Source organism: Aeromonas sp. R9-2, assembly GCF_040908025.1.
In the GTDB taxonomy this organism is placed as follows: domain Bacteria; phylum Pseudomonadota; class Gammaproteobacteria; order Enterobacterales; family Aeromonadaceae; genus Aeromonas; species Aeromonas veronii.
In genome coordinates this window covers 699,565-722,283 of sequence record NZ_JBFOCX010000024.1, presented here as the reverse complement: position 1 = coordinate 722,283, position 22,719 = coordinate 699,565, and the positions used below count along the sequence as shown (strand labels likewise).

Genomic DNA, 22,719 nt, shown 5'->3' with positions numbered 1-22,719 from the left:
TCAGGACGACTACAATGCAGCACCACTTTTTCGCTCGACCCCAATACATGTCGTCCCAAGATCCCGTATTTGACTCCTCTTTTGAAGCCCGTTTTCTGCATCCCCGCTACTGGTTCAGCTGGCTGGCGCTCGGTGTGCTGATGCTGCTGGCCTTTGTGCCGGTGCGATTGCGCGACCGTTTGGCCGAAGCCTTGGCACCGCTGGTGTTTCGTATCTCGAAAAAACAGATTTATATCGCCAGAACCAATCTGGAGATCTGCTTCCCGGACAAGAGCCCGGAAGAGCGGGATGCCATTGCACTGACCTCGATCCGGGTCGGCCTCAAGAGTCTGTTGGGATTTGGCGAGTTCACCATGCGCAGCCAGCGTTATCTGATGAGCCGGATGCAGGTGATCGGTTGGGAGCATATCGAGGCGGAGCGGGCGGCCGGCCGCCCGGTGATCCTGGTAGTGCCCCATACCTGGCCGGTGGATGCCGCCGGTTACTGCTTCACCCAGCGCGGGGTGCCCATGTGCACCATGATGAAACGGGCGCGCAATCCGGTGTTTGATTGGCACCTCAACCGTGCACGAGCCAAGAACGGTTGCCGCGTCTATGAGCGCAGCGCCGGGATCAAGGCGGTGATCAGGACCATCAAGAGCGGTCGCAGCTTCTTCTATCTGCCGGATCAGGATCATGGCCGCGAGAAGAGCATCTTCGCTCCCTTCTTTGGCTATCCCAAAGCGACCCTGCCTGCCTTGCCCCGTCTGGTGCAGGTCAGTGGCGCCAAGGCGGTGCCGCTGCTCGCCTGCTATGACGAAGCGAACCACTGCTACCGGCTGGAGATTGAGGCACCGTTCGACAACTATCCCACCGAGGATGTGATGGCCGATACCTGTCGTATGAATGACATGGTGCAACAGCAGCTGATGCGCCATCCGGGTCAATACATGTGGTTCCTCAAGATCTTCGATACCCGTGAAGATCAGGAGGGGCTGGATGGCCTCTACGAAGAGGGGATACGCCGGATCCGCAAGGGATTGTCTCCCCACAGCTGACCCAGAATTTGAATTGATTGAAATGGCCCCAGGTGGGCCATTTTTTTATGATAACTCGTCTGATCAGTGCCTTGCAGGCTGATGGCCAGCCTCCCCAGGGTAGAAAAAAATGTCAGGATAACTACAATAACCGTTTGTTTTTGATGACTTGATGGCCGCCATGTCTGCGTTAGATCCGGTATTTGATACCTCATTTCATAGCCGCCTGCTGCATCCCAAATGGTGGGGCAGCTGGTGTGCGCTGGGCCTGCTTTCCCTGCTGGCATTTACCCCCGCGAGACTGAGGGATCGCTTTGCCGATCTGGTCTCACCGACCCTGCTGCGTTTTTCGAAAAAGCAGGCCTATATCGCCGATACCAACCTCAAGATCTGCTTTCCCGAGCTGGATACCGCCGCACGTCAGGCGCTGCTGCTCAAATCGATCCGGGTCGGGCTCAAGACCTTTATGGGCTTTGGCGAGCTCAGTTGGCGCAGCAAGGCGCGGCTGACCCGCCGCATCAAGGTCACCGGCTGGGAGCATGTGCAAGCGGAGCAAGCTGCGGGCCGTCCGGTGATCCTGGTGGTGCCTCATACCTGGGCGGTCGACATGATTGGCCGTTACTTCTCCATGATGGGCATCGAGATGTGCACCATGATGAAGAGCCCGAAAGATCAGGTGTTCGACTGGTACATCAACCGCGAGCGGGCCAAAGCAGGCAAGGTCTATGAGCGCAGCGCCGGCATCAAACCGGCGATCAAGTCGATCCGCGCTGGTGCCAGTTTCTTTTACCTGCCGGATCAGGATCACGGCCGCGACGCGAGCGTGTTTGTTCCCTTCTTTGGCCGCCCCAAGGCAACCCTGCCAGCCTTGCCCAAGCTGGTGAAGCTGACCGGTGCCAGAGCCGTACCCATCTTCGCCAGCTATGACGAGGATGAGGGGCGCTATCTGCTGGAGATCGAGCCGCCGTTTGACCCTTATCCCACCGCCGATCTGCTGGCAGACGTCAACGCCATGAATCGGGTGGTGGAGATGCAGGTGGCGCGCCATCCCGAACAGTACATGTGGTTTCTCAAGATCTTCGAAACCCTGGAGCATCAGGAGGGGGATGACGGCCTCTATGAAGCTGGGATCCAGCGCATTCGTCAGGGTTTGCCGCCCGAACCTTGAAAATTGGCCCGCTTGCGGGCCATTTTTGTTGGGACAGGGGTCTCGCGCTTATGGCCCGCTGCTGGTGGTTTTTAAGGCGAACGGGTGGACAAAAACAGCGCAAACAGGGGATAACAGGGTGTCTTATGAAAGGGAGAGGCAGGTGAGCGTGCGCGGAGCTATCTTCGAGAGCGGAAATAGGGTAAAAGGGCGGCCATGAAAATTCCAAATCGAATCCAACCTCTGGTTGATGACGGCCTGGTCGATGAGGTCGTCAGCCGGTTGATGAGCGGCAAAGAGGCCGACGTCTATGTGGTGCGCTGCGGCGACGAGATCCGCTGCGCCAAAGTCTATAAAGAGGCGTCCAAGCGCAGCTTCAAGCAGGCCGTGGTCTATCAGGAGGGGCGCAAGGTGCGCAACAGCCGCAGCGCTCGCGCTATGGAGAAGGGCTCCAAGTACGGCCGCAAACAGCATGAAGAGGTGTGGCAGAACACCGAGGTCGACGCCCTGTTCAAGCTGGCGGCGGCCGGTGTGCGGGTGCCGCAGCCTTATGTCTGCCTCGATGGCGTCCTCTTGATGGAACTTATCACCGATGAGGATGGCAATGTTGCGCCGCGCCTCAACGATGTGGCACTCACCCCCGAGCAGGCGGTCATCGATCACCACAAAGTGATCCGCTATGTGGTGCGGATGCTCTGCGCCGGTCTTATTCACGGCGATCTTTCTGAGTTCAACGTGCTGGTGGATGAGCAGGGCCCCGTGATCATCGATCTGCCGCAGGTGGTGGATGCCGCCGCCAACAACCAGGCCAAGGCGATGCTGGTGCGGGACGTCAACAACATGCGCAACTACTACGGCATGTATGCCCCCGAACTGCTCAAGACCCGTTATGCCCAGGAGATGTGGGCGCTGTTTGAAGATGGCAAACTCACCCCCGATAGCGAGCTGACCGGTCGCTTTGAAGAGAGCCGCGCCGCCATCGATCTCGATTCGGTGCTGCAGGAGATTGAGAGCGCCGAGGAGGAGGCCTATGCCCGTCAGGCCCGGATGAAGGCGGAGCAGGAAGACAGCTACTAACGGTCTTGCCACGTTCGCAAAAAGAGCGCCTTCGGGGCGCTCTTTTTATTACTGCTGCGGCTATGGTCGGCTGGGGCAGGGGGCTAGCTGATACATCTCCAGCCAGTTGCGATCCCCCGGATGGAAGCGCCGCCCCAGCAACATGCCACCGGCGGCCGTAATGACCTTGCGGGAAGCCAGATTGTCTTGGTCACAGCAGATCAGCACCGGCTCTGCCAGCACCTGTTGTTGCACCCAGCGCAGCAGCATGGTCGCGGCCCCTTCGCCACGGCGAGAGGGGCGGGTTTCGTAACCAATATGACCCAGCCATTGGTGGGTTGCCTTATTGTCACCGTGACGCAGACGCAGGGTGGCGATGATCTCCTCGCCATCCAGGGCAAAATAGGTGATGGTCGGCAGGTATCCACTGGGCAAGTTGCGCCCTTCTGCGTGATCCAGCAGGCTCTGCAGCCAGCCGTCCGGGTCAAATTGCGCCACCTGATAGAGCGGCTGTCCGTCCTCGGCGCATTCGGTGACATAGCGCCGGTAAGCCGGGGCATCTGCCAGCCTGGCCGGTCGGCACTGCAGAGTGAGCACTGCGCTCATGACAGGAGCGCGCAGGGCGGCAGCGGCTGCGGCTCGTTGTGGTGGAGCTCCTGCACGCAGGCCCGTTGCCTCCCAGCCTGTTTGGCGGCGTAAAGGGCCTGATCCGCGCGCAGGTAGGCCGCTTCAAACCCCTCGTCAGGGTGCAGCGAGGTGAGGCCGATGCTGAGGCTGATGGGGCCACCGGCCAGCGCCCGGGTCGCCTCGGCGATCTGCTGTTGCAGGCTGTGACAGTAGTCGGGCAGGTTCTGCGGGTCCACCATCAACAGCAGGGCCAGCTCATCGCCGCCAAGCCGGCCGGCCATGCCCTCAGAAGGCAGGGTATTGGTGATCACCCGACCCACGACCCGCAGCATGGCATCACCGGCGGGGTGGCCGTGGCGGTCGTTGATCTGTTTGAAGTTGTCCAGATCGATCAGCAGCAGCTGGCTAGGGCTTGTCACCTCGCGGGCACGCAGGGCAACCTGGCGTTCGAAATAGTGGCGGCTGAACAGGCCGGTCAGCTCATCCTGATTGGCGCGCCGCTCCAGCGTGCGCTGGGTGGCCAGCAGGGCTTGCTGCTGGCGGGTGTGGACCAGGCTCAGCAGCAGATAACTGCGGGCGATGGTAAAGAGCAGGCTGAGCAGGATCACAGGCCCGAGCAGCGGGTCGGTGAAGGAGTTGGCCGCCAGCTCCGGCTGCCAGAGATGTTTGGCGATCCGCAGTAGTTGCAACAGCAGTTGCAGGCCGAGCAGCAGAATGGCAAAGCGCAGCACCCGATAGACGGGGGCCAGCCGCTGGTAGCGCCAGAGCTGCCAGATAAGCAGCGCAATCTGCAGCGAGAGCACGCCGGAGAGCACGATGATCCGGCTGTGCACATCAAAGAGGGGTTGCTGCAGGGCGGTCAGGGCAAACAGGACGAAACCGCCGAGGGTAACGGCGGGCAGCAGCCAGCCCAGTTGGTCGGCTTCACGGCGAAAGAAGTGGCGCATACCCCGTTCATAGAGCAGGGTGGTCGACATCAACAGCAGATTGGTGCAGAGAATATTGGCAAGGGATGCATTTCCCTCGAAGGGGCGCAGCAGCAGGCAGCAAAAAGCCCCCGCGATAACCAGTTCCCCCGCTGACCAGTAGATCAATGCCCTGATCTGGCGATGGGTGTGCCACATGGCGGCGAAAATGGTGGCGACCCCCACATGTGACAGCGTGACGAACAGCACCAGACTCAACAACTGGGCCGAGGAAAACAGACTTGGCATCAAGGGGCTCTCTGGGAAGTCACCTGTGAACGAACAGGCGATGGGGTATCGCCCGCTGGCAGTCGCCGATCACAACATGAATCCAGCCTATTATCAATTGGTTAAATGGCCGAATGTGCTCACCTCCGACTTCTTGCAGGATGGCGACTGCTGACTCGATTTATCAGCGCACAAGGAGCCATTTTATTGTCTTGTCAGTCAATTTCGCTGCGTGAAAGGTGGTTGTGTTGGCGGCGGGCAGGTCGGGCAGCAACTTGCTCGCCTCCTCACAGGTAAACACCGGGGGATGGTCAAAGCGCTGGTAGGGGATAGCCAGCTGATCCAACAGGGAATAGATTGCCACAAAGACTCCTTTCGTCGGCGAAGAGTGGTCAGAACGGGATGGGCGGGAATAACGACCGGATCGAGCTTACCAGACTCCCGCCTCGCAGCCAGCGTGACGATTGCGAGCAGGCACTGTATGAACGTACAATAGTCCCATTCTCGGACAGCCCCTTTACGCTTCATGACTGCAACCCAGCCCACCGTACCCGCCACCCCGCCCCTCAACGGTTTTATCCTGACCCGCCACGGTCGGGACGTGCGCGGCCGCAACGGGCAGCCTGCCACCACCGAAATCGTGATGTGGCTCTGGAGCGAGCAGGGACCGGTGCGGGTGGTGGTGCCGGGGCAGGAGCCGGTCTTCTTCCTGCCGCAGAGTCATATGGAAGAAGCCGCGGAGCTGTTCAAAGGGGTCGGGGTGAGCGGTCGGTTTCGCCGCCTGCCGATGCACACCTTCGATGGCCGCGCCGTGGTGGGCTGCTACTTTGCGACCCTGAGCGCCTTTCACCGCGCCATCGAGCTGCTGCTCATCCGCGGGCTGGAGCACTTCGAGGCGGATATCCGGCTGCCGGAGCGCTACCTGATGGAGCGTTTCATCACCGCCGGCGTGCGCTTCGAGGGGCGTACCCTCAAGAAAGGGGGCAAGCACGGCTACTGGGAGGTGAACGAGGCGCGCTGCGCACCGCAGGCGGTGACGCCGACCCTCTCCTGGGTGTCGCTGGACGTGGAGTGTGCCATGGATGGGGCGCTGTTCTCGGTCGGTCTTTACAGCGAGCAGGATGCGCGGGTCATCATGATCGGTACGCCGGAGGCCGACGCCGACAGCTGGAGTACCCGGGTCGAATGGGTGACGGACGAGAGCGCCCTGCTGAGTGCGCTGGAGAGCTGGTTCAGTCTGCATGACCCCGACTTGGTGATTGGCTGGAACGTGGTCAATTTTGATTTTCGCCTGCTGCTACGCCGCGCCGAGCTTAACAAGCGGCGGCTGCGGCTCGGGCGGGGTCGTGAGCTGTGCTTCTGGCGCTCGTCACGGGGCGATCCCCAAACCGGCAACGTCATCATTCCCGGGCGCATGGTGCTCGACGGCATCGATACCCTGAAAAGCGCCACCTGGCAGTTGGCCAGCTACAGCCTGGATGCGGTGGCGAGCGAGCTGCTTGGCCGCGGCAAGGATATCGAGGATGTGGCCAACCGGGGCGAGAAGATCACCGAGCTGTTCCACTCCGACAAGGAGGCGCTGGCCCGCTACAACCTGGAAGATTGCAAGCTGGTGTGGGAGATCTTCGACTACTGCCACCTCATTCCCTTTGCCATCGAGCGTGCCTCCCTCACCGGCCTTGAGCTGGACCGGGTAGGGGGCTCGGTGGCGGCGTTTACCAATCTCTATCTGCCGCGGCTCCATCGCGGCGGCTACGTGGCGCCTAATCTGCCGGCCGACGGCGGGCTGGCGAGCCCCGGCGGCTATGTGATGGACTCCAAACCCGGCCTCTATCGCCATGTGCTGGTGCTCGATTTCAAGAGCCTCTATCCCAGCATCATCCGCACCTTCTGCATCGATCCCATGGGGCTCATCGAGGGGCTGCTGCATCCCGAGCACGCCATTCCGGGCTTTCGCGGCGCCCTGTTCTCCCGCGAGCGGCACTTCCTGCCGGATCTCATCGCCACCCTGTGGGCGGCGCGGGATCGGGCCAAGGCCGCCAGCAACAAGGCGCTCTCCCAGGCCATCAAAATCATCATGAACTCCTTCTACGGGGTATTGGGCTCAGGGGGCTGCCGCTTCTACGACCCGAGGCTTGCCTCCTCCATCACCCTGCGCGGTCACGGCATCATGCAGCAGACCCGCGAGTGGATCGAAGGGGAGGGTTTCGAGGTGATCTATGGCGACACCGACTCCACCTTCGTGCACCTCGGCAAGGAGACCAGTCCCGCACAGGCGGACGAGATTGGCCGGCGGCTGGCGAAGATGATCAACGACAACTGGGCTGCGCTGATCAGGCGCGAGTTCAACCTGCCAAGTTATCTCGAGATCCAGTACGAGACCCACTACCGCCGCTTTCTGATGCCCACCATTCGCGGGCTGGAGAAGGGGAGCAAGAAGCGCTATGCGGGGCTGGTTGGCAAGGCCAGTGAGGGGAGTGAACAGCTGGTATTCAAGGGGCTCGAATCGGTGCGCACCGACTGGACCATGCTGGCCAAGCAGTTTCAGACCCGCCTCTATGAGCTGGTGTTTCACGATGAAGATCCCAGCTGCTATGTGCGCACCATGGTCGATGAGACTCGCGCCGGTCGTCACGACGATCTGCTGATTTACCGCAAACGGCTGCGCCAGAAGCTCGAGGAGTATCAGAAGAATGTGCCACCCCATGTGCGGGCGGCGCGGCTGGCCGATGAGGAGAACCTGCGCCGTGGTCTGCCCCAGCGCTATCAGCATCGGGGCGCCATCGCCTATCTGATGACCCTCAATGGCCCAGAGCCGCTGGAGTACCGGCGCAGCGCCATCGATTACGAACACTATATCGACAAGCAGTTGCGGCCGATTGTCGATGCCATCCTGCCGTTTATTGGCGAGTCGTTCGACCGGATCTGTGGTCAGCAGCTGGATCTTTTCTGATTGGTGCAAGTTGGCACTTTACTTCCCATGAATACTGGATAAAAATACAGTTATAAATCATGGAGAAGTTTCCTATGCGTCTTGAAATCATCATCGACAGAAAACATCAGATCCCGACCTCGACCATGGAGGCGCTGCGTCAGGAGCTGCTCAAGCAGCTTGGCGAAAAATTTCCCGACATCCATGTGCGGGTCGCACCGGGCAGTGCCATGGCCCTGACCGTCAGCCGTGCCAGCAAGGAAGACAAAGAGCTGGCCGAAGCCATGGTACAGGAGGTGTGGGAGAACGCCGACAGCTGGATGCCGGAAGAGAACGTCGCCTCCTGATCCCGCACGGTCAGTGGATAACACGGGCGTTGGATAAATGGGCGGCGGATAAACAGGCATGCCCGCTAATGCACTGCTGATACCCATACAACAAAAAACGCAGCCAAATGGCTGCGTTTTTTGTTGGTGATGAGTTCGCGATGGCTTGTCTGGCTCTGGGTTGAGCCATGCCCGTTACAACCCCGCCCAGCTTTTCAGGCTCTGCTGCTGCACCCGGCGATTGGCTTCGCGGATCTCCCCCCTAGCGCGCAGGTCGGCCAGCGCAATGGGCAGTGCGGCGCGGATCTCGTCACTGCTCATTCCGGCTTTGAGGGCCGGGTGATAGGCCATCTTGAGCAGCACATAGTCCAGCCCGGTCAAAAAGCTGTCGATGCTGTTGTCATTGAAGATGGAGGGAAACACCTTGTCCGAGTCGTTGGGCAGCCCCATCACCTGGGTGAACTCCTCCACCACGCAGTCGAGAAAGCGTCCCTTGGCCCGGCTGTAGTCTACCGGAATGATGATGGTGGCACGGCTGATCTCGTGTTTCGCATTGGTTGCGAAGTTGGCAAGGCAGAGCCCCTCCTTGAGCGCCATCTTGACTGATGGATCGCTCCCCATGGTGCGGTTGGCCCAGCTCTTCATCTTGCTGTAGTCGGTCATGATCAGGGTGAGGTTGGGCTTTGCGGCCACCATGCTGATGGGGTGGCCGGTGATGCGGGCCAGATGGGCCGCTTGTACCTTCACCACGTCGGCCTGCAGCGGCTTGTCACCCGACTCGTTGATAAGTTGCAGCCGGATCGGCTGCTGCCAGCGGGCAAAACGGGTCTGCCTGGCTTCGCCATACTCCCGCTCCATGGCGATGGCCATAAAGCTCTCGACCAGATAGCTGTCGTTCTGCCAGCGCTCATCGGCACGGGCGCTGTGGCCTGCTAGCAGAATTAGCAGCGCCAGCAGCCCGTGTGATGCGCGGCGGGGACGGGCAGCGCAACCCAAGTTGGCCATTACCAAAGTGGCAATAAAGCGGGTGGCACCAAAGGGGATGGCGGCAAATGGCATGTTTCCTCCCTGAAACGGTTGTCAGCCTAGCGGTTGGCCTTGTCGATATCGCGCCAGGTGAGCCAGAGCCTGAGATCAAACTCCAGTTGATGATAGTCGGGCTCCATGTGCTGGCAGAGCTGATAGAAGCACTTGTTGTGATCCTTCTCTTTGATGTGGGCCAGCTCGTGCACCACGATCATTTTCAGGAACGGGGGCGGCGCCTCCTTGAACAGGGCGGCGATGCGGATCTCGTTCTTGGCCTTGAGCTTGCTGCCCTGCACCCGGCTGACGTAGGTGTGCAGGCCGAGGGCATCCTTGATCACGTTGATCTTGCCATCGAACACAACCTTTGACAGGGGCGCCGAGCTCTTGAGGTAGCGGTTCTTCAGCTCCATGGTGTAGGCGAGCAGCGCCTTGTCGCTCTGGATCTGGTGGCTCTCCGGGTAGCGTTTGGCCAGCATCTCCCCCAGCTTGCCTGCCGCAATCAGCTGCTGTACCTGTGCCTTGAGAGGGTCGGGATAGCCGCCCAGATAAGTCAGTTCCGCCATGGTGTCACTCGTTACATCAAAAAGAGCGTCATTGTAGTTATCTCGGGCGGGCTTGCCTACTGCGGGCCGCTGCTGCAAGGGGCACTGGCGCAAGAAAAAGGGCGGCCATTGCAACAATGGCCGCCCTGCGGGGCGTATTGACGATCAGCGTCGGCGATAGAGACCCGGATCCACCTCTTCGTAGTGGCTGGTCAGGTATTGATAGAAGGCGAGATGGGAAGGGGGGCTCGGTTTTTTCAGCTCCTCGCTCACCCGATCCGGCTTGGCGATGATGAACTTCGGATTCTGGCGCTGGATATCGGCCAGCACCCGCTCGCGCACGTCATAGGGCGGATTGACGTTGGCAAAGAAGAGGTAGGCGGACGCCGGCTGGCGATCGGTCCAGAGATAATATTGCGGCTGGATACCATCGACCCAGATCTTGTCGCTCGGGACTGTCTCGGCCTTGATGCGATCGACCCGTACCTGCGCGGCCGGATTGAAAGGGCGACCCTTGAGGGTCCCTTCCCAGGCGTTGTTGATCATCAGCAGCAGCATGGCCAGCGTCGCCAGCCAGGGGGTGGCACTGCGCACATCCCAGGCGCGCCAGAGGGGGATGAGGATCAGTACAGGCAGCGCCCACAGCAGGCTGGTGCCGAGCACCTCGTTGACCCGCTCGAGGGACCACTCCTTGGTGCTCCAGCCAAAGGCGAGTTGCTGGGCCAGCAGCCAGCTGGCGGTGAGTACCACCAGCGAGATGCAGAGCAGGCCGATCGCATCAGCTTGTTGTTCGCTGCGATCCAGCAATACCGCCAGCGGTAGCACCGCCAGTTGCAGATAGAGTACGTCGTAGTGATCGAACACATGGCCGGAGACCGAGTTGGCGATCAGGGTAAACAGCACCCCAAACAGGGTCGCCAGCAGGGCGGGCAGATACCACTCCTGACGGCGGCTCAGCATCAGAATGATGAAGGCGGGTAGCAGCATGATAAGGCCGGTGCGCAGCAGGCCGACGGCGCCCACCATGGGCGAGAAACCATTGCCGTAGCTCCCCTCGAAGAAGATGTCGAAGGCGTAGTATTTGAAGGCCGCCAGCAGATCATGTTGCTGGAAGTAGGCGTAAAGCGGGCCGCCAATCAGCGCCAACCCCAGCAGGCTGGAGATGAGCAGCAAGATGGCGTCACGCCACTTTTCGTGCAGACACCAGTGGCAGAACAGCACCAGATACCAGGCCCCCCAAAAGGCGCCGTTGTTGGTGCGCATCCAGGCGACGATGGCGAAGGTAAGGGCCGCCACCAGCGCCGGCCACCAGCGAAATCCCTTGTCCAGCAGCAGGGTAATGAAGGCCCACTGGGCGATGAGGGCGAGGTGGAAGGTCCAGTCCTCGGTCATGTTGCCGTAGTAGTAACGGGTGCCGTAGAGAGCCAGCACCGCCAGCATGGCGCCGAGGCGCGCCTTGAACGAGAGTCCGAGCTGGGCAAAGGCCTGCCAGCTGGCCAGCAGTCCGAGCCAGCAGAGCACCCACTCCAGTGTCCAGATCCCGACAAATCCCCCCATTCGATAACCCAGCGCGTCGAGGGCGAAAATCATCGGCCCCTTGATGTCGATCATGTCGCGATAGAGCACGCCCCCTTCGCTCCACATCTTGCCCATCACCGCGAACAGCGAGGCATCAAAGCCCGGCGCCATGGCGTGGAAGAGCGGGTTGCGCAGACAGAAGAGCAGCGCCAGCAAGGCGGTTAGCAGCACAATGGCTGGCTTGATACCCGGGTTGACGCGAGGGGGAGTGAAACGGATGGAGTGATTCATGAAGTCGCCTGTTCCTGCAGCTGGTCTTGAAAGCGGGCCTATCTTGCCGAGCTAGTGAGTGCGATGCAATGGGGCGGGCCCGTGTGGGGCAAATATTCTCGAAAAAGCCCGGTTCTTGCAGGGAACCGGGCGCTGGCTGCGGCAATATTGGCCGTCAGGGGGATGTGGCAAAGCCATTCCCCCTCTGCATCAATGGATGTACTCAAGCAGGGGCGGCTGCGCTTCCAGTGTCGGCAGGTGACGGGCCCAGCGGATAAAGGCGTCGGCCAGGGTGATGCCGAGCTCCTGATTGTGCTGGGTCAGGGTCCGCGCCAGTGCGGTGTAGCCCTCCTTGCCGGAGGCGGTATAGGCGCTCGATACTCCGCGATAGACCTGTTCGGCATTGACCGCTTGCCACTGGCCGGGGGCGGCTTCCCACTCCAGTCGGGTGATGCGCTGACCCTTGGGCCGATCGGCCTGATAGGTGAATCGCACCCCTGCGGTGTAGGGGAAGCTGCCGTTGCCATTGCCGACCACGCCGTTGTTGGTGGCGTTGTCGATGGCATTCTCCAGCGCTTCCGCCAACTCATGACCGTGCACTCGATAGAGGGTGAGGGGAATGGCAAACGGTAGCAGGCGACCGGCGATATCCGCTTCGCTCAGGGGGCCCGGCTCCAGCGAGCAGCGCACGCCGCCGGCGTTGTGCAGGGCAAAGTCCACCTCGCCTACCTGTTCACGGGCGGCGGTCAGCATGGCGCAGGCCACCAGCGGGGCGAGCAGGCTGCCGTGGGGCAGGGTGGCATCCGGCAGCCGTTGATGGGGCAGTGGCGCCGCCAGGCGGGTGACGATGCGCTGGCTCATGGTCTCAATCTCCGGCCGGTAGCGTTTGGCCAGATGCTGTTCCAGTTGTGGATCCGGCTCGCAGAAGGTGAGCCCGGCAGGTGGTGTGTAGGCAAACGGCCAGGGCTGCCAGGGGAGCCACTCCAGTTGCCCCTGACTTTGCACGACGCGGCCCGCCTCATCGAAGGTGAGCTCGCAGACACCGAGGCAGAGGGCGCTGTGGCCAGCGTGCAAAATGGCCACCCCGTTGTTCATCAGGGGGTAGGTACCTTCGCTTGGCAGACCCAGCGGCGCGAGATCGCCGAGCAGGCTGTGGGTGTGGCCACCGATGATGAGACTGAGCTCGGGGAAGCGCTCGGCCAGCAGCTTGTCCTGATCCAGCCCGAGGTGGCTCAGCAGCACGATATGCTGGATCCCTTCGCGCTTGATCTCCCGCAGCACTTTAGTGAGGGTGTCGGCGACCGCGTGGAAACGGGTGTGGGGATCCGGGTTGGCGATGGCAGCCATTTGGGCGAGGGTGATGCCGAGCAGCGCAAAGGGAACGCCGTCGATCACCCGACGGTGCCAGGGCTGATGGGCGTCGTAGAGGTGGGGAATATCCCACAGTCCGAGGGCTGTGTCGGCAGGCTCCTGACTGTTGTCCAGATTGGCGGCCAGCACCGGAAAATCGAGCTGGCGCAAGAACTCCACCAGCGGGCTGTTGCCCAGATCGAACTCGTGGTTGCCGAGCACCATGGCATCGGGGGCCAGCATGGCGAGCAGGTCGGCGTTGGCGCGCCCTTTGAAGCGGTTGAAATAGAGAGAGCCCTGAAAGGAGTCGCCACCGTGCAGAAACAGAAAACGCTGGCCGGCTGCTGCGGCTTGGGCACGCAGTTGGGTCAGTCGGGTCAGGATCCGGGCATAACCGCCGCACTGGGTGCGCCACTGACTTTCACCGACAGGGGAGAAGCTCATTGGCGCGCCATCGAAGTGGGAGTGGCAATCACTGAAATGGGCAAGTTGAACCGTAATACTCATCTCGGTCCTCCTTAGGGGGAAAATGAGCACCGAGTCTACTGCAAAGGGGGGGGAGGATACCAGCCCGGCAGGGTGCCGGGCTGGTCAATGATCAGGCGGGTACCATGATCTGGGTGGCGACAATCACCACCAGCAGGCCGACGGCGACCGGCATACTGGTGCGCTTGACCACCTCGAACGGCGAGAGCTTGCCCATCCCGGCACAGGCGACCACCACCCCGGAGACCGGAGAAATGGTACGACCCAAGTTGGAGGCTTGCAGCATCGGGATCACCAGATAGGCCGGGTTGATGCCAAGGCTGCTGGCCAGGTTGGGGATCAGTTCCACGAAGGCGTAGAAGGGGGCATTGCCCGAGCCGGTAGTGAAGGCGGCCAGGGTGGTGATCACCACCAGTGACAGCATCATGATCAGGCCGCCCGAACCGAGATCCTGCGCGTGAGCCAGCAGGGTGTCGATAAAGCCGATGGTCATCAGGCCCTGGGCAAAGACACCGGCACCGACCAGCAGCATGACCACACCGGCAAAGGCGTCAGCCATGTTGCGCCAGCAGACCTGCAGACCGTCCAGCAGATCCTTGCCATTGCGGATCCGCACCAGCTCCAGCAGGCTGGCCAGCACCATGCACATGACGATGATGGTGACGATATCCAGCTGCGGACCCCATTTGCCGTCAAACACCAGCACCCCGATGATGGGGGTAAAGGGCAGGATGGCGTAGAAGGCCGGCGCAGTCGTCACCAGATCACCCGGTGCGACCTGCTCGTTGTGCTCACCGGATTTCTGGTCAAGATAACGCTGCCAGAAGAAGTGGGTCACCGCCATGCAGGCGATCGCTACCAGCGAGATGGGCAGGGTCAGCTTGAAGGCAAAATCCAGCAGCGGCATGTTGGCGGCCTGAGCGGCCATCACCACGTCCCCTGAGGTCGGTGCCAGAATGATAGCTGCTGGCGAGGCGCACACGGCCGCAGCCGCGCCACGGGAGATCCCCATGTTGACCATCAGCGGGAACAGGGTGGCCATCAGCAGCACGCCGAGGCCGGTAGCGGAGCTGACCGCCAGCGACATGGCGCAGGCCACCAGATAGGCAGCCACCAGCAGGATATAGGGGGACTTGATGATGCCGAGCGGTTTGCTGGCCAGCTTGACCAGAATGGTGTTGGCGCCGATATGGCTCATGTAGCCGGCGAAGCCGCACAGCACCATGATCAGCATCCCCAGTCCACCGCCACGGTCATTGAGCAGGAAGCGGACGTATTCGAAGATATCGGTTGCGATATAGCCGGTGCTGACCACCTTGCTCGGCAGTACCGGCTTGCCCATCATGGCGGTGATGACCAGCAGCAGCAAGCCGCCGCTCAGCAGCACCCCGGTCGCGGAGTATCCTTTGAAAATGGCACGGCCCACCACCAGGGTGACCAGGGTGCCAACGATGAGTTCCAGCATATGTTGCCTTCTGATTGGATGAGAGTGGAGGGAGTCTATTCCGATAGGGGTAGAGTGGCGACTGGAAACAGGATGTTGTGTGAGCTAAATCAACGTTTAACCCCATGAACAGAATTAAAGAAAGGTAAAGGTACTTTACCCAGCGGGTTTGGCTACCTACCCTTGCCAGCCTTGGTTGTCTTTTGAGGCTTTTATATGGTGTTTGGTGATTTTTTAGGCATTAAACGCTCTATTTTCCTGCTTGCGATGCTATTTTCACCTACTTGCGTGTTTGCGGTAACCAATGACGGTTTTCATCAAACCGGTCCTCATCAGGCGGTCGCCATGCGGCGTCTCATGGCTCCTCACTCTTACGGCGTTCTGGTGGTTGCCGAGGGGAACAGACCCCGTTTTGCCGCGCTGGCATCCAAAACCACGGAAGCAAACTGCCTGGCCCGTCATGCCATCCGGGTAGATGGAGTCGCGCTGCTGGTTACTCCGAGATTCTATGCCAAAGAGGGAAAACGGGGACTTTGCGAGCTGTGGCTCAATGAGGGGGCAGATCAGGACTTTTTTGCCAACCGCCTTAAAAATGATCATTTTATTCAGATAGATGGTCATGACATCAATGTGAAAAACTATCACCTCGACTGGCAGCGCATCAGCCGTCATGCTCAATAAAAATACAGTTTTGGCCTTGTGCCATACTCTGCTCACGCAACCTGTGAGCGTGCTCTGATTTCTGGGCGCATCATTGTATTGCGCCGCCTCGTCGTCACACATAGGCTATACCCGTCATCTGTGTGGCGGTGGGGTTCACCAAGGTTGGTACTCCGCCCGTGCAATCAAGGAAGGTAGTCTGGCATGGTCAGCAAGGTTTATGGAGTAGTGGGGGTCGGGTTGTTGCTGTTGCCCCTGATGAGTCAGGCTCAGCCGAGCCGGCCGCAAGTGGTGCCAGAGTCCCGCATCAATGTCCGTTTTTATGAGGTCAATGCAACCAGTCCGGAGCAGCTTGCCCGGGCGATTGCCCAAAGTGCCCCCAAGGTGAATGGCAAGCCCGTACTCGGCAAGGCGAGTTATCAGGTGGACTGGCAGCTGGATACCGAGCAGTTGCCGGGGCGCTGCCAGCTCAACCGGGTGACGGTGACCACCAACGCCACCGTGTTGCTGCCCCGCTGGCGTCAGAGTGCGAACAGTAACGAGCCTGCCCGCCAGCGCTGGGGGCGGCTGCTATCCAGCATGTTTGACTACGAATCCCGCTTCAAGGAGATGGTGCTGCAAGGGGCCAATCAGGTGGGCGGTGCGATTGCGGGATTACCCGGTCATGCAGATTGTCAGGCACTGCGCTATGCCGCGTGGGCAGCAGGTAGTGGCGAGCTGAGCAAGGTCAAGGGACGGCTCGACGGATTCCAGCGTCAGACAGGTTACGGCGAACAGCTCGGGGTGCACTGGCCCAAGTGAGCGCTATCTCAAGACGCAATATCCAGCATCGCACGATTTGATAAATAGAATGGCCGCCCGATGGGCGGCCATTCTATTTGCTTGCAGAGTCCGGTTCAGACCAGCGCCTTGCCTTTGAGCAGTTTGCGCACCCAGTAACGGGCTGGGTGGAGCGCTTCCAGCAGATCGGCGGCCAGCGGTAGGGGATCGCCGCAGATCTCGCTGGCGAGCAGCTCGCCACAGAGCGGCGCCGAGCAGAGGCCCCGCGAACCGAGCGCCCCCAGCATATAGAGGCCGGGGTGAAGGGGGAGCGGCTGGGCGTTGTGTTGATCATGCTGCAGCTGCGCATAGTGATCCGCCAGACCTTGCAATCTGGCCACTGGCCCTACCACCGGCAGGTGATCCCGACTGGCGCAACGCACCCCCACGCGCGCCTCGTTGCCGCTCACATCCACCTCGGCGGGCCAGGTTTGTTCCGGCAGGCAGGTTTGCAACCGCACCTGATTCTGGGTTTGCTCCTCGGCACGAAACTCAAGGTTGCTCTGGTTGCGGCCATAACTGGCACCAATACAATGTTGATCGTTGTGCATGGGCGTGAGGTAGCCATCGTAGCAGAGCACTGTGTTGAGCTGACTCAAGCTGGCCGTGGTCGGCACATGGCTCACCTGACCGCGCACCGGATAGAGCGGCAGCTCGGCGAAGGGGAGCAGTGCTGGCAACTGGTGACCGGCAGCGACCACCAGATTGGGGGCCTGCCAGTGGCGGCCGTCCTGGCTTTCTACTTGCCAGCCATCGGCCAGCTCGGTAATGGCGCTTACTTGGGTGTGGTACTCCACCTGCAGCAGACCACTGGCTTGTGCTTCTTTGATTGCAGAGCGGGTGAGATCCGCAGGGCAGAGCCAGCCCCCCAGCGTGTAACTGACGCCGCTGTGGCCGCAGGGCAGGCCAACCACCTGCTCTACCTCTGCTGTAGAGAGGGGATGCATCAGCTCGGGTGGGAAGGGGCCCTGGCTCATTTTCGCCAGCTTGGCTGCCGATTTGTCGTCATAGCCGAGCTGGGTCACTCCACATAATTCGAAAGCGATAGGATGGCGTTCGGCCAATGCCAGCAGTCGTTGGCGGGCATAGCCAAAGGCGAGGGAATAGAAGCGTGACAGGGCATCGTGCTCGCCGTTAAGCAGTGGATAGAGCGCGCCCTGGCGATTGCCTGAGGCGCCGGTAGCCGGTTCGCCATCTGCGCACAGCAACGTCACCTTGCGACCCCGCTCCACCAGAGAGAGCGCCGTCATGGCCGAGGCGATGCCGCCGCCGATGATCACTACCTCGCCAGCGCGTCCGGCAGGGCGGGCATACCAGGGGGCGATGGTCTGCTGCGGCTGCTTGTCGGAGCGATCCCCCACCAGCATCTCCCGCTTGCTACCGTGGCCCTTCACCTTCTTCATGGCAAAACCGGCGGCAATCAGGCCGCGACGGACAAAACCGGCACAGGTAAAGGTGGCAATGGAGCAATCGGGACGGGCGAGGCGAGCGAGACCATCAAACAGATCCTGTGTCCACATCTCCGGGTTCTTGGCCGGGGAGAAACCATCCAGATACCAGGCGTCCACCAGACCTTCTGCCCGGTGAGGCACCTGCGGCAGCATATCCTTGATGTCGCCAAACCAGAGATCGAGGCGAATGCGGCCACCCGCAAAATGCATGCGGTGGCAACCGGAAACCGGCAGCGGCCATTGGGCGACAAGATCCTGACTCAAGTGGCCAAGTTCAGGCCAGGCGGCCAGCGCCTTGCGCAGATCGTCTTGGGTCAGGGGGTATTTCTCGAAACTGATGAAGTGCAGACGGGAGCCGTTACCGGATTGGGGCGCCTGTTCCAGGAAGGCTTGCATTGTCGCCAGAAAGTTAAGGCCTGTGCCGAAACCTGTTTCACCTATCACGAAACTGTCACTATCGTGGTGCGAAAATCGCGCAGGCAGCCGGTTTTGCTGCAAAAAGACGTAGCGGGTTTCACCTAGACCGTTATCATTGGAAAAGTACACATCCCCGAAGTCACTGGAGACAGGAGTTCCCGCTTCATTCCAGTCCAATCGGGCATGATGTAAGGATGTTTGACTCACGTTTTCCTCGGCTCGCGTCACAAAATCGCGGGCATTCTACGTGAAAGCAGACCAGTTTGGCAGCCGAAAGCGGGTAGACTTGGCGCCAGTTTTTCCAGACGAGATGAATTAATGAGAAGAGCAGTGATCACCGGTATCGGCGTCATCTCCAGTATCGGCAACAACAAGGAAGAAGTGCTGGCCTCCCTGAAAGCAGGTAAATCCGGCATCACCTATTCCGAGCAGTTCGAGCAGCACAACCTGCGCAGCCGTGTCTGGGGTAACATCAAACTCGATCCGTCTGAACTGATCGACCGTAAAGTCATGCGTTTCATGGGCGACGCTGCGGCCTACGCCTACCTCTCCATGCAGCAGGCCATTGAAGATGCTGGTCTGGCGGAAGATCAGGTCTCCAACGAGCGTACCGGCTTGGTGGTCGGTTCAGGTGGTGCCTCCGGCAAGAACACCTCGGAATCTGTGGACATCGCCCGCGAGAAAGGGGTCAAGCGTGTGGGCCCTTACATGGTGCCGCGCACCATGTCTTCCACCACCTCTGCTTGCCTCGCGACCCCGTTCCAGATCAAGGGTGTCAACTACTCCATCAGCTCCGCCTGCGCCACCTCTGCTCACTGCATCGGTCACGCGCTTGAGCTGATCCAGCTTGGCAAACAGGATGTGGTCTTCGCCGGTGGCGGTGAAGAGCTGGACTGGTCCTCTACCATCCAGTTTGACGCCATGGGCGCCCTCTCCACCAAGTACAACGACACGCCGGAAAAAGCGTCCCGTACCTATGATGCGAACCGCGATGGTTTCGTTATCTCCGGTGGCGGTGGAATTCTGGTGATCGAAGAGCTGGAACATGCGCTGGCCCGTGGTGCTCACATCTATGCCGAGCTGACCGGTTACGGTGCTACCTCCGATGGCTATGACATGGTCGCGCCGAGCGGTGAAGGTGCGGTGCGTTGCATGAAGATGGCAATGCAGGGGGTCGGCAAGGTTGATTACATCAACACCCACGGCACCTCCACTCCGGTGGGTGATACCAAGGAGCTGGAAGCTATCCAGACGCTGTTTGGCGCCAACGGTCCCAAGATCTCTGCCACCAAGGCGATGACCGGCCATGCGCTGGGCGCTGCGGGCGTGCACGAGGCTGTCTACTCCCTGCTGATGATGGAACACGGCTTTATCGCCCCCAGCATCAACATCGAGACTCTGGACGAGAAGGCCGAAGGTCTGCCCATCGTGCGTGAGTACGAAGCGGCCGAACTCAACACCGTCATGTCCAATAGCTTCGGCTTTGGCGGTACCAACGCCTCTCTGGTATTTAGCAAGTTCAAAGGCTGATTATCCGGTTGATATAAAAAAAGCGCCTCAGGGCGCTTTTTTTGTCTTCGGGATCTGCCATCACTCATTGCAGAGCAGAGCAGAGCAGAGCAGAGCAGAGCAGAGCAGAGCAGAGCAGAGCAGAGCAGAGCAGAGCAGAGCAGAGCAGAGCAGAGCAGAGCAGAGCATCGGCCATTGTAGAATAGGAAGAGTGGGTTGGTGGAGATTTCAGCGCAGATGGTGGGGGCGGAGGTGACGCCACACCAATGAGCCTGCTCTACATCTCTCTAGCGGGGTAGATAGCAAGAAGGGAGCCTGAGGCTCCCTTCTTTGTTAGCGGTAATGTGATGGCTGCTGGCTAGAACCAGAAGCCGATGATAAAGGAGCCCGCCAGCGTCAGCATCACGTTGGCCACCGCATAGGTACCTGCGTAGCCAAGCGCCGGAATGGAGCTATTGGCTGCCTCGTTGACCACATCCATCGCCGGGGCACAGGTACGGGCACCTGTGATGGCACCGAGCAGCAGCGCCGGGTTCATCTTGAGCACCCAGACCCCGAACAGGTAACCGACCAGCACCGGCAGGGTGGTGACCAGCATGCCGGAGAAGAGCACTACCGTACCCACCTCGCTGAGGTGGTCGAGGATGCCGCCACCGGCTTTCAGGCCCGTGCTCACCATAAAGACCGCCAGACCAAGATCCTTTGCCAATCTGAGCGCACCGGGCGGCACATAGCCGACCGTCGGGTGGTTGGCCCGCAGATACCCCATCAGAATACCAGCCAACAGCAGGCCGACGGCGTTGCCGAGGCCAAACTCGATCTGACCGAACACCAGCGAAACGGAGCCGATCAGCAGGCCCAGCACGAAGAAGGTGGTGAAAGCCACCAGATCTGTGGTCTGGCTGTGGATGCTGATAAAGCCGATCTTGTTGGCCAGCAGTTTGACCCGCTGTTTCTCGCCACTGATCTGCAGCACGTCGCCCTTTTGCAACATGATGTTGCGATCGAACGGCATCTCGATTTGGGAGCGCACCACCCTGTTGAGGAAGCACCCTTTCTCGGTGAGGTTGAGCTCCACCAGATGGCGGCCGACCACGGAGTCGTTTTTCACCACTATCTCTTCGGTGACGATCTGCAGGTCAAGCAGGTTGCGATCAAACACCTCTTTACCGTTGCGGTAGTTGACGTCCAGCTTCTCGTGGCTCTCGGGATAGCCCACCAAGGCGATCTCGTCCCCTTCCTGAATGACGGCATCGCCATCGGGGCTTGCGAGAATGCCGTTGCGGCGGATCCGCTCTACATAGCAACCGGTATGGGGATAGATGCCGGTCTCTCGCAGGGTACGACCACCGATCCATGCTGCCAGCTCGGGACCAACCCGATAGGCGCGGATGATGGGCAGATAGGTCTTGCGACTCTCGCTGTCGGAGAGACCCCGCTCGCGGGCGATTTTTTGCGCCTCGGTATTGAGGTCGAGGCGTGCCAGCGATGGGAGATAGCGCACCACCAGCATCAGGCCCACCAGACCCACCAGATAGGTCAGGGCGTAGCCGATGCCCATATTGTCGAGCACCGCCTGCATGTCGGTCTGATGGGGCAGGTTGAGAAGACCGCTGCGCAAGGCATCCTGGGCGCCCACCAGCGCCGGGGTCGAGGTGAGGGAACCCGCCAGGATCCCCGCCGCCATGCCCGGCCCCAGATTGAAGAACTTGGCGAGCCCCACCGTCAGCAACAGGGCGGTCAGCAAAATCACCAAGGTCAAGGTGATGTAGTGGATGCCGTCGCGCAGGAAGACGCTGAAGAAGTGAGGGCCCGCCTCGATCCCCACACAGAAGATGAACAGCATAAAGCCGACGTTTTCAGTGGTGGCTGCAAATTCGAAGCCCATCTGGCCGAACAGCAGGGCGGTAAACAGCACACCTATGGTGTTGCCAATCTGAAAGTTGCCAATTCGCACCTTGCCAAGCAGCAGGCCGAAGGCCAATACCACGAACAGCAGCAGGGAGTCGCTTTGATGTAGCAGTGTCACGAAATCTATGGTCATGCCCGGAAAAACCGAGGAAAAAAGTGGGGTCGATATTGTGCCGGATCTATCCCCAATAAAGAAGCGCAAGGGAGCGATTAATCGGACGTTATCGGACGCTATTTGTGGAACCGGCGGCGTGATAGGGAGACAAGCGGATGAAATCTGGCAATTTTTGCTGTAACCGTCGTTGTCAATTAGTGAAATCTGCTGCCCGCGACCGAAGCGCTCTGGCGCAGGACGATTTTTTAGATTCTGCTGTCCGACCGCTTGGCGGGGATCAGTTTCAGCAGATTCAACCGATGGCCGCCATGGTTGGCTGAGGGGCAAATCAGCTTGATATTTACCCGCTCGCCCACGGGGCATGGGTTGGCAAAAAGATGCTTCTGAAAAGTGCCAATAGAGCCTGTCACTAGGTGGTTCCGGAGGGAGCAAAAAAACAGCATAAAATCAGGTTGGCCAGCAAAATGACTCTTCGCCGGGGGCCATCAAGAGCAATCCCGCGTCCTGACAGGGCTTGCTGCACTTACCCACAGAATCTGTGGATAACCCTGTTCATGAAACTTGTTCATCGCCTTGAAAGCCGCGCCAGCACTGGGATGCAAGGGCTGTTCAAAAAATACCGGAAGAAAAATGTTTTTATAAAAATCAAATAGTTAGATGCGACAGGAGAAAACTCTGTCGAGCCAGAACGGGTAACAAAAGGCAGCGTCAGCAGCAAGAAGGATCTTGTGCATTAAAATTGGCAGGAGATGGCACTAAAGTGGATAACTTGCACCGAGATGGTGAGGAATTGGCTCCCCCGACTGGACTTGAACCAGTGACATACGGATTAACAGTCCGCCGTTCTACCGACTGAACTACGGGGGAACATCAGGCAAGGAGGAGCATCATACAGAAGGTGTCC

The 22,719-nt window shown here is 60.0% G+C and carries 19 protein-coding genes, 1 tRNA gene and 1 pseudogene; 10 read left to right on the top strand and 11 right to left on the bottom strand.

Annotation, left to right across the window (positions count from 1 at the left end):
- Positions 1 to 47: 47 nt before the first annotated feature.
- The 3 genes from lpxM (at position 48) to AB5Y71_RS12340 (ending at position 3,240) form a co-directional block, all read left to right on the top strand.
- Positions 48 to 1,037: a lauroyl-Kdo(2)-lipid IV(A) myristoyltransferase gene (gene lpxM / locus AB5Y71_RS12350; protein ID WP_139408350.1), complete on the top strand. Its 990-nt coding sequence runs from the start codon at positions 48 to 50 to the stop codon at positions 1,035 to 1,037.
- A gap of 151 nt (positions 1,038 to 1,188) precedes the next feature.
- Positions 1,189 to 2,184, top strand: coding sequence for a lauroyl-Kdo(2)-lipid IV(A) myristoyltransferase (locus AB5Y71_RS12345; RefSeq protein WP_368171692.1), 996 nt, complete (start codon positions 1,189 to 1,191; stop codon positions 2,182 to 2,184).
- 195 nt (positions 2,185 to 2,379) lie between these two features.
- Positions 2,380 to 3,240, top strand: coding sequence for a PA4780 family RIO1-like protein kinase (locus AB5Y71_RS12340; RefSeq protein WP_368171691.1), 861 nt, complete (start codon positions 2,380 to 2,382; stop codon positions 3,238 to 3,240).
- A gap of 60 nt (positions 3,241 to 3,300) precedes the next feature.
- Here the strand turns inward: AB5Y71_RS12340 and AB5Y71_RS12335 are convergent, their stop codons facing one another.
- A complete protein-coding gene (locus tag AB5Y71_RS12335; RefSeq protein WP_368171690.1) occupies positions 3,301 to 3,825 on the bottom strand; it encodes a GNAT family N-acetyltransferase in 525 nt (174 codons plus the stop codon).
- Positions 3,822 to 5,060 carry a GGDEF domain-containing protein gene (locus AB5Y71_RS12330; RefSeq protein WP_368171689.1) on the bottom strand — a complete coding sequence of 413 codons (1,239 nt, stop codon included), beginning with the start codon at positions 5,058 to 5,060 and terminating at the stop codon, positions 3,822 to 3,824. Before AB5Y71_RS12330 ends, AB5Y71_RS12335 begins: the two co-directional genes overlap by 4 nt.
- A gap of 25 nt (positions 5,061 to 5,085) precedes the next feature.
- Here AB5Y71_RS12330 and AB5Y71_RS12325 point away from each other — a divergent pair, with 25 nt between their 5' ends.
- A complete protein-coding gene (locus tag AB5Y71_RS12325) occupies positions 5,086 to 5,214 on the top strand; it encodes a hypothetical protein (protein WP_265177983.1) in 129 nt (42 codons plus the stop codon).
- 69 nt (positions 5,215 to 5,283) lie between these two features.
- Here the strand turns inward: AB5Y71_RS12325 and AB5Y71_RS12320 are convergent.
- A pseudogene (locus tag AB5Y71_RS12320) lies at positions 5,284 to 5,403 on the bottom strand (prolyl-tRNA synthetase associated domain-containing protein); the annotation flags it as partial.
- 162 nt (positions 5,404 to 5,565) lie between these two features.
- Here AB5Y71_RS12320 and AB5Y71_RS12315 point away from each other — a divergent pair.
- Both AB5Y71_RS12315 and AB5Y71_RS12310 read left to right on the top strand, forming a co-directional pair.
- Positions 5,566 to 7,992 carry a DNA polymerase II gene (locus AB5Y71_RS12315; protein ID WP_368171688.1) on the top strand — a complete coding sequence of 809 codons (2,427 nt, stop codon included), beginning with the start codon at positions 5,566 to 5,568 and terminating at the stop codon, positions 7,990 to 7,992.
- Between the two features lie 74 nt (positions 7,993 to 8,066).
- On the top strand, positions 8,067 to 8,318 hold the full coding sequence (locus AB5Y71_RS12310; protein ID WP_005352362.1) for a DinI family protein: 252 nt from the start codon (positions 8,067 to 8,069) through the stop codon (positions 8,316 to 8,318).
- 174 nt (positions 8,319 to 8,492) lie between these two features.
- Here AB5Y71_RS12310 and AB5Y71_RS12305 read toward each other — a convergent pair whose 3' ends face one another.
- The 5 genes from AB5Y71_RS12305 to dcuC all read right to left on the bottom strand — a co-directional run bounded on the left by AB5Y71_RS12305 (position 8,493) and on the right by dcuC (position 14,954).
- Complete coding sequence (locus tag AB5Y71_RS12305; RefSeq protein WP_368171687.1) at positions 8,493 to 9,356, bottom strand: DUF2927 domain-containing protein; 864 nt, start codon at positions 9,354 to 9,356, stop codon at positions 8,493 to 8,495.
- 26 nt (positions 9,357 to 9,382) lie between these two features.
- Positions 9,383 to 9,886 (bottom strand): M48 family metallopeptidase, encoded by a 504-nt coding sequence (locus tag AB5Y71_RS12300; RefSeq protein ID WP_368171686.1) that lies wholly within the window; start codon positions 9,884 to 9,886, stop codon positions 9,383 to 9,385.
- Positions 9,887 to 10,030: 144 nt separating this feature from the next.
- On the bottom strand, positions 10,031 to 11,674 hold the full coding sequence (locus AB5Y71_RS12295) for a hypothetical protein (RefSeq protein WP_368171685.1): 1,644 nt from the start codon (positions 11,672 to 11,674) through the stop codon (positions 10,031 to 10,033).
- Between the two features lie 189 nt (positions 11,675 to 11,863).
- A complete protein-coding gene (locus tag AB5Y71_RS12290) occupies positions 11,864 to 13,510 on the bottom strand; it encodes a bifunctional UDP-sugar hydrolase/5'-nucleotidase (protein ID WP_368171684.1) in 1,647 nt (548 codons plus the stop codon).
- 91 nt (positions 13,511 to 13,601) lie between these two features.
- Positions 13,602 to 14,954, bottom strand: a complete 1,353-nt coding sequence (dcuC, locus tag AB5Y71_RS12285) for an anaerobic C4-dicarboxylate transporter DcuC (RefSeq protein WP_368171683.1) — start codon at positions 14,952 to 14,954, stop codon at positions 13,602 to 13,604.
- A 195-nt stretch (positions 14,955 to 15,149) separates the two neighbouring features.
- Between dcuC and AB5Y71_RS12280 the strand changes: the two genes are divergently transcribed.
- Together AB5Y71_RS12280 and AB5Y71_RS12275 are read left to right on the top strand one after the other, a co-directional pair.
- Positions 15,150 to 15,614, top strand: coding sequence for a hypothetical protein (locus AB5Y71_RS12280; RefSeq protein WP_227273746.1), 465 nt, complete (start codon positions 15,150 to 15,152; stop codon positions 15,612 to 15,614).
- A 183-nt stretch (positions 15,615 to 15,797) separates the two neighbouring features.
- Positions 15,798 to 16,394, top strand: a complete 597-nt coding sequence (locus tag AB5Y71_RS12275; RefSeq protein ID WP_064338058.1) for a DUF922 domain-containing protein — start codon at positions 15,798 to 15,800, stop codon at positions 16,392 to 16,394.
- A gap of 95 nt (positions 16,395 to 16,489) precedes the next feature.
- Here the strand turns inward: AB5Y71_RS12275 and mnmC are convergent, their stop codons facing one another.
- Complete coding sequence (gene mnmC, locus AB5Y71_RS12270) at positions 16,490 to 18,508, bottom strand: bifunctional tRNA (5-methylaminomethyl-2-thiouridine)(34)-methyltransferase MnmD/FAD-dependent 5-carboxymethylaminomethyl-2-thiouridine(34) oxidoreductase MnmC (protein ID WP_368171682.1); 2,019 nt, start codon at positions 18,506 to 18,508, stop codon at positions 16,490 to 16,492.
- Between the two features lie 90 nt (positions 18,509 to 18,598).
- Between mnmC and fabB the strand changes: the two genes are divergently transcribed.
- On the top strand, positions 18,599 to 19,810 hold the full coding sequence (gene fabB, locus AB5Y71_RS12265; protein ID WP_100645761.1) for a beta-ketoacyl-ACP synthase I: 1,212 nt from the start codon (positions 18,599 to 18,601) through the stop codon (positions 19,808 to 19,810).
- Positions 19,811 to 20,147: 337 nt separating this feature from the next.
- Here fabB and AB5Y71_RS12260 read toward each other — a convergent pair whose 3' ends face one another.
- Positions 20,148 to 21,833, bottom strand: a complete 1,686-nt coding sequence (locus AB5Y71_RS12260; protein WP_005336899.1) for an aspartate:alanine antiporter — start codon at positions 21,831 to 21,833, stop codon at positions 20,148 to 20,150.
- A 137-nt stretch (positions 21,834 to 21,970) separates the two neighbouring features.
- On the opposite strand from AB5Y71_RS12260, the gene AB5Y71_RS12255 reads away from it, so the two are divergent.
- A complete protein-coding gene (locus AB5Y71_RS12255) occupies positions 21,971 to 22,135 on the top strand; it encodes a hypothetical protein (protein ID WP_213387073.1) in 165 nt (54 codons plus the stop codon).
- Between the two features lie 471 nt (positions 22,136 to 22,606).
- On the opposite strand, the gene AB5Y71_RS12250 is transcribed toward AB5Y71_RS12255, so the two are convergent.
- A tRNA-Asn gene (locus tag AB5Y71_RS12250) sits at positions 22,607 to 22,682 on the bottom strand.
- Positions 22,683 to 22,719: the final 37 nt, after the last annotated feature.

Excerpts from the sequence above, each read along its gene's own strand:
- AB5Y71_RS12255 (WP_213387073.1), top strand. The coding sequence starts at position 21,971 with ATGAAATCTGGCAATTTTTGCTGTAACCGTCGTTGTCAATTAGTGAAA.
- AB5Y71_RS12305 (WP_368171687.1), bottom strand. The coding sequence starts at position 9,356 with ATGCCATTTGCCGCCATCCCCTTTGGTGCCACCCGCTTTATTGCCACT.
- AB5Y71_RS12330 (WP_368171689.1), bottom strand. The coding sequence starts at position 5,060 with ATGCCAAGTCTGTTTTCCTCGGCCCAGTTGTTGAGTCTGGTGCTGTTC.
- AB5Y71_RS12345 (WP_368171692.1), top strand. The coding sequence starts at position 1,189 with ATGGCCGCCATGTCTGCGTTAGATCCGGTATTTGATACCTCATTTCAT.
- AB5Y71_RS12295 (WP_368171685.1), bottom strand. The coding sequence starts at position 11,674 with ATGAATCACTCCATCCGTTTCACTCCCCCTCGCGTCAACCCGGGTATC.
- lpxM (WP_139408350.1), top strand. The coding sequence starts at position 48 with ATGTCGTCCCAAGATCCCGTATTTGACTCCTCTTTTGAAGCCCGTTTT.
- AB5Y71_RS12310 (WP_005352362.1), top strand. The coding sequence starts at position 8,067 with ATGCGTCTTGAAATCATCATCGACAGAAAACATCAGATCCCGACCTCG.
- dcuC (WP_368171683.1), bottom strand. The coding sequence starts at position 14,954 with ATGCTGGAACTCATCGTTGGCACCCTGGTCACCCTGGTGGTGGGCCGT.
- AB5Y71_RS12340 (WP_368171691.1), top strand. The coding sequence starts at position 2,380 with ATGAAAATTCCAAATCGAATCCAACCTCTGGTTGATGACGGCCTGGTC.
- fabB (WP_100645761.1), top strand. The coding sequence starts at position 18,599 with ATGAGAAGAGCAGTGATCACCGGTATCGGCGTCATCTCCAGTATCGGC.
- AB5Y71_RS12280 (WP_227273746.1), top strand. The coding sequence starts at position 15,150 with ATGGTGTTTGGTGATTTTTTAGGCATTAAACGCTCTATTTTCCTGCTT.
- AB5Y71_RS12315 (WP_368171688.1), top strand. The coding sequence starts at position 5,566 with ATGACTGCAACCCAGCCCACCGTACCCGCCACCCCGCCCCTCAACGGT.
- AB5Y71_RS12335 (WP_368171690.1), bottom strand. The coding sequence starts at position 3,825 with ATGAGCGCAGTGCTCACTCTGCAGTGCCGACCGGCCAGGCTGGCAGAT.
- AB5Y71_RS12260 (WP_005336899.1), bottom strand. The coding sequence starts at position 21,833 with ATGACCATAGATTTCGTGACACTGCTACATCAAAGCGACTCCCTGCTG.
- AB5Y71_RS12290 (WP_368171684.1), bottom strand. The coding sequence starts at position 13,510 with ATGAGTATTACGGTTCAACTTGCCCATTTCAGTGATTGCCACTCCCAC.
- AB5Y71_RS12275 (WP_064338058.1), top strand. The coding sequence starts at position 15,798 with ATGGTCAGCAAGGTTTATGGAGTAGTGGGGGTCGGGTTGTTGCTGTTG.
- AB5Y71_RS12300 (WP_368171686.1), bottom strand. The coding sequence starts at position 9,886 with ATGGCGGAACTGACTTATCTGGGCGGCTATCCCGACCCTCTCAAGGCA.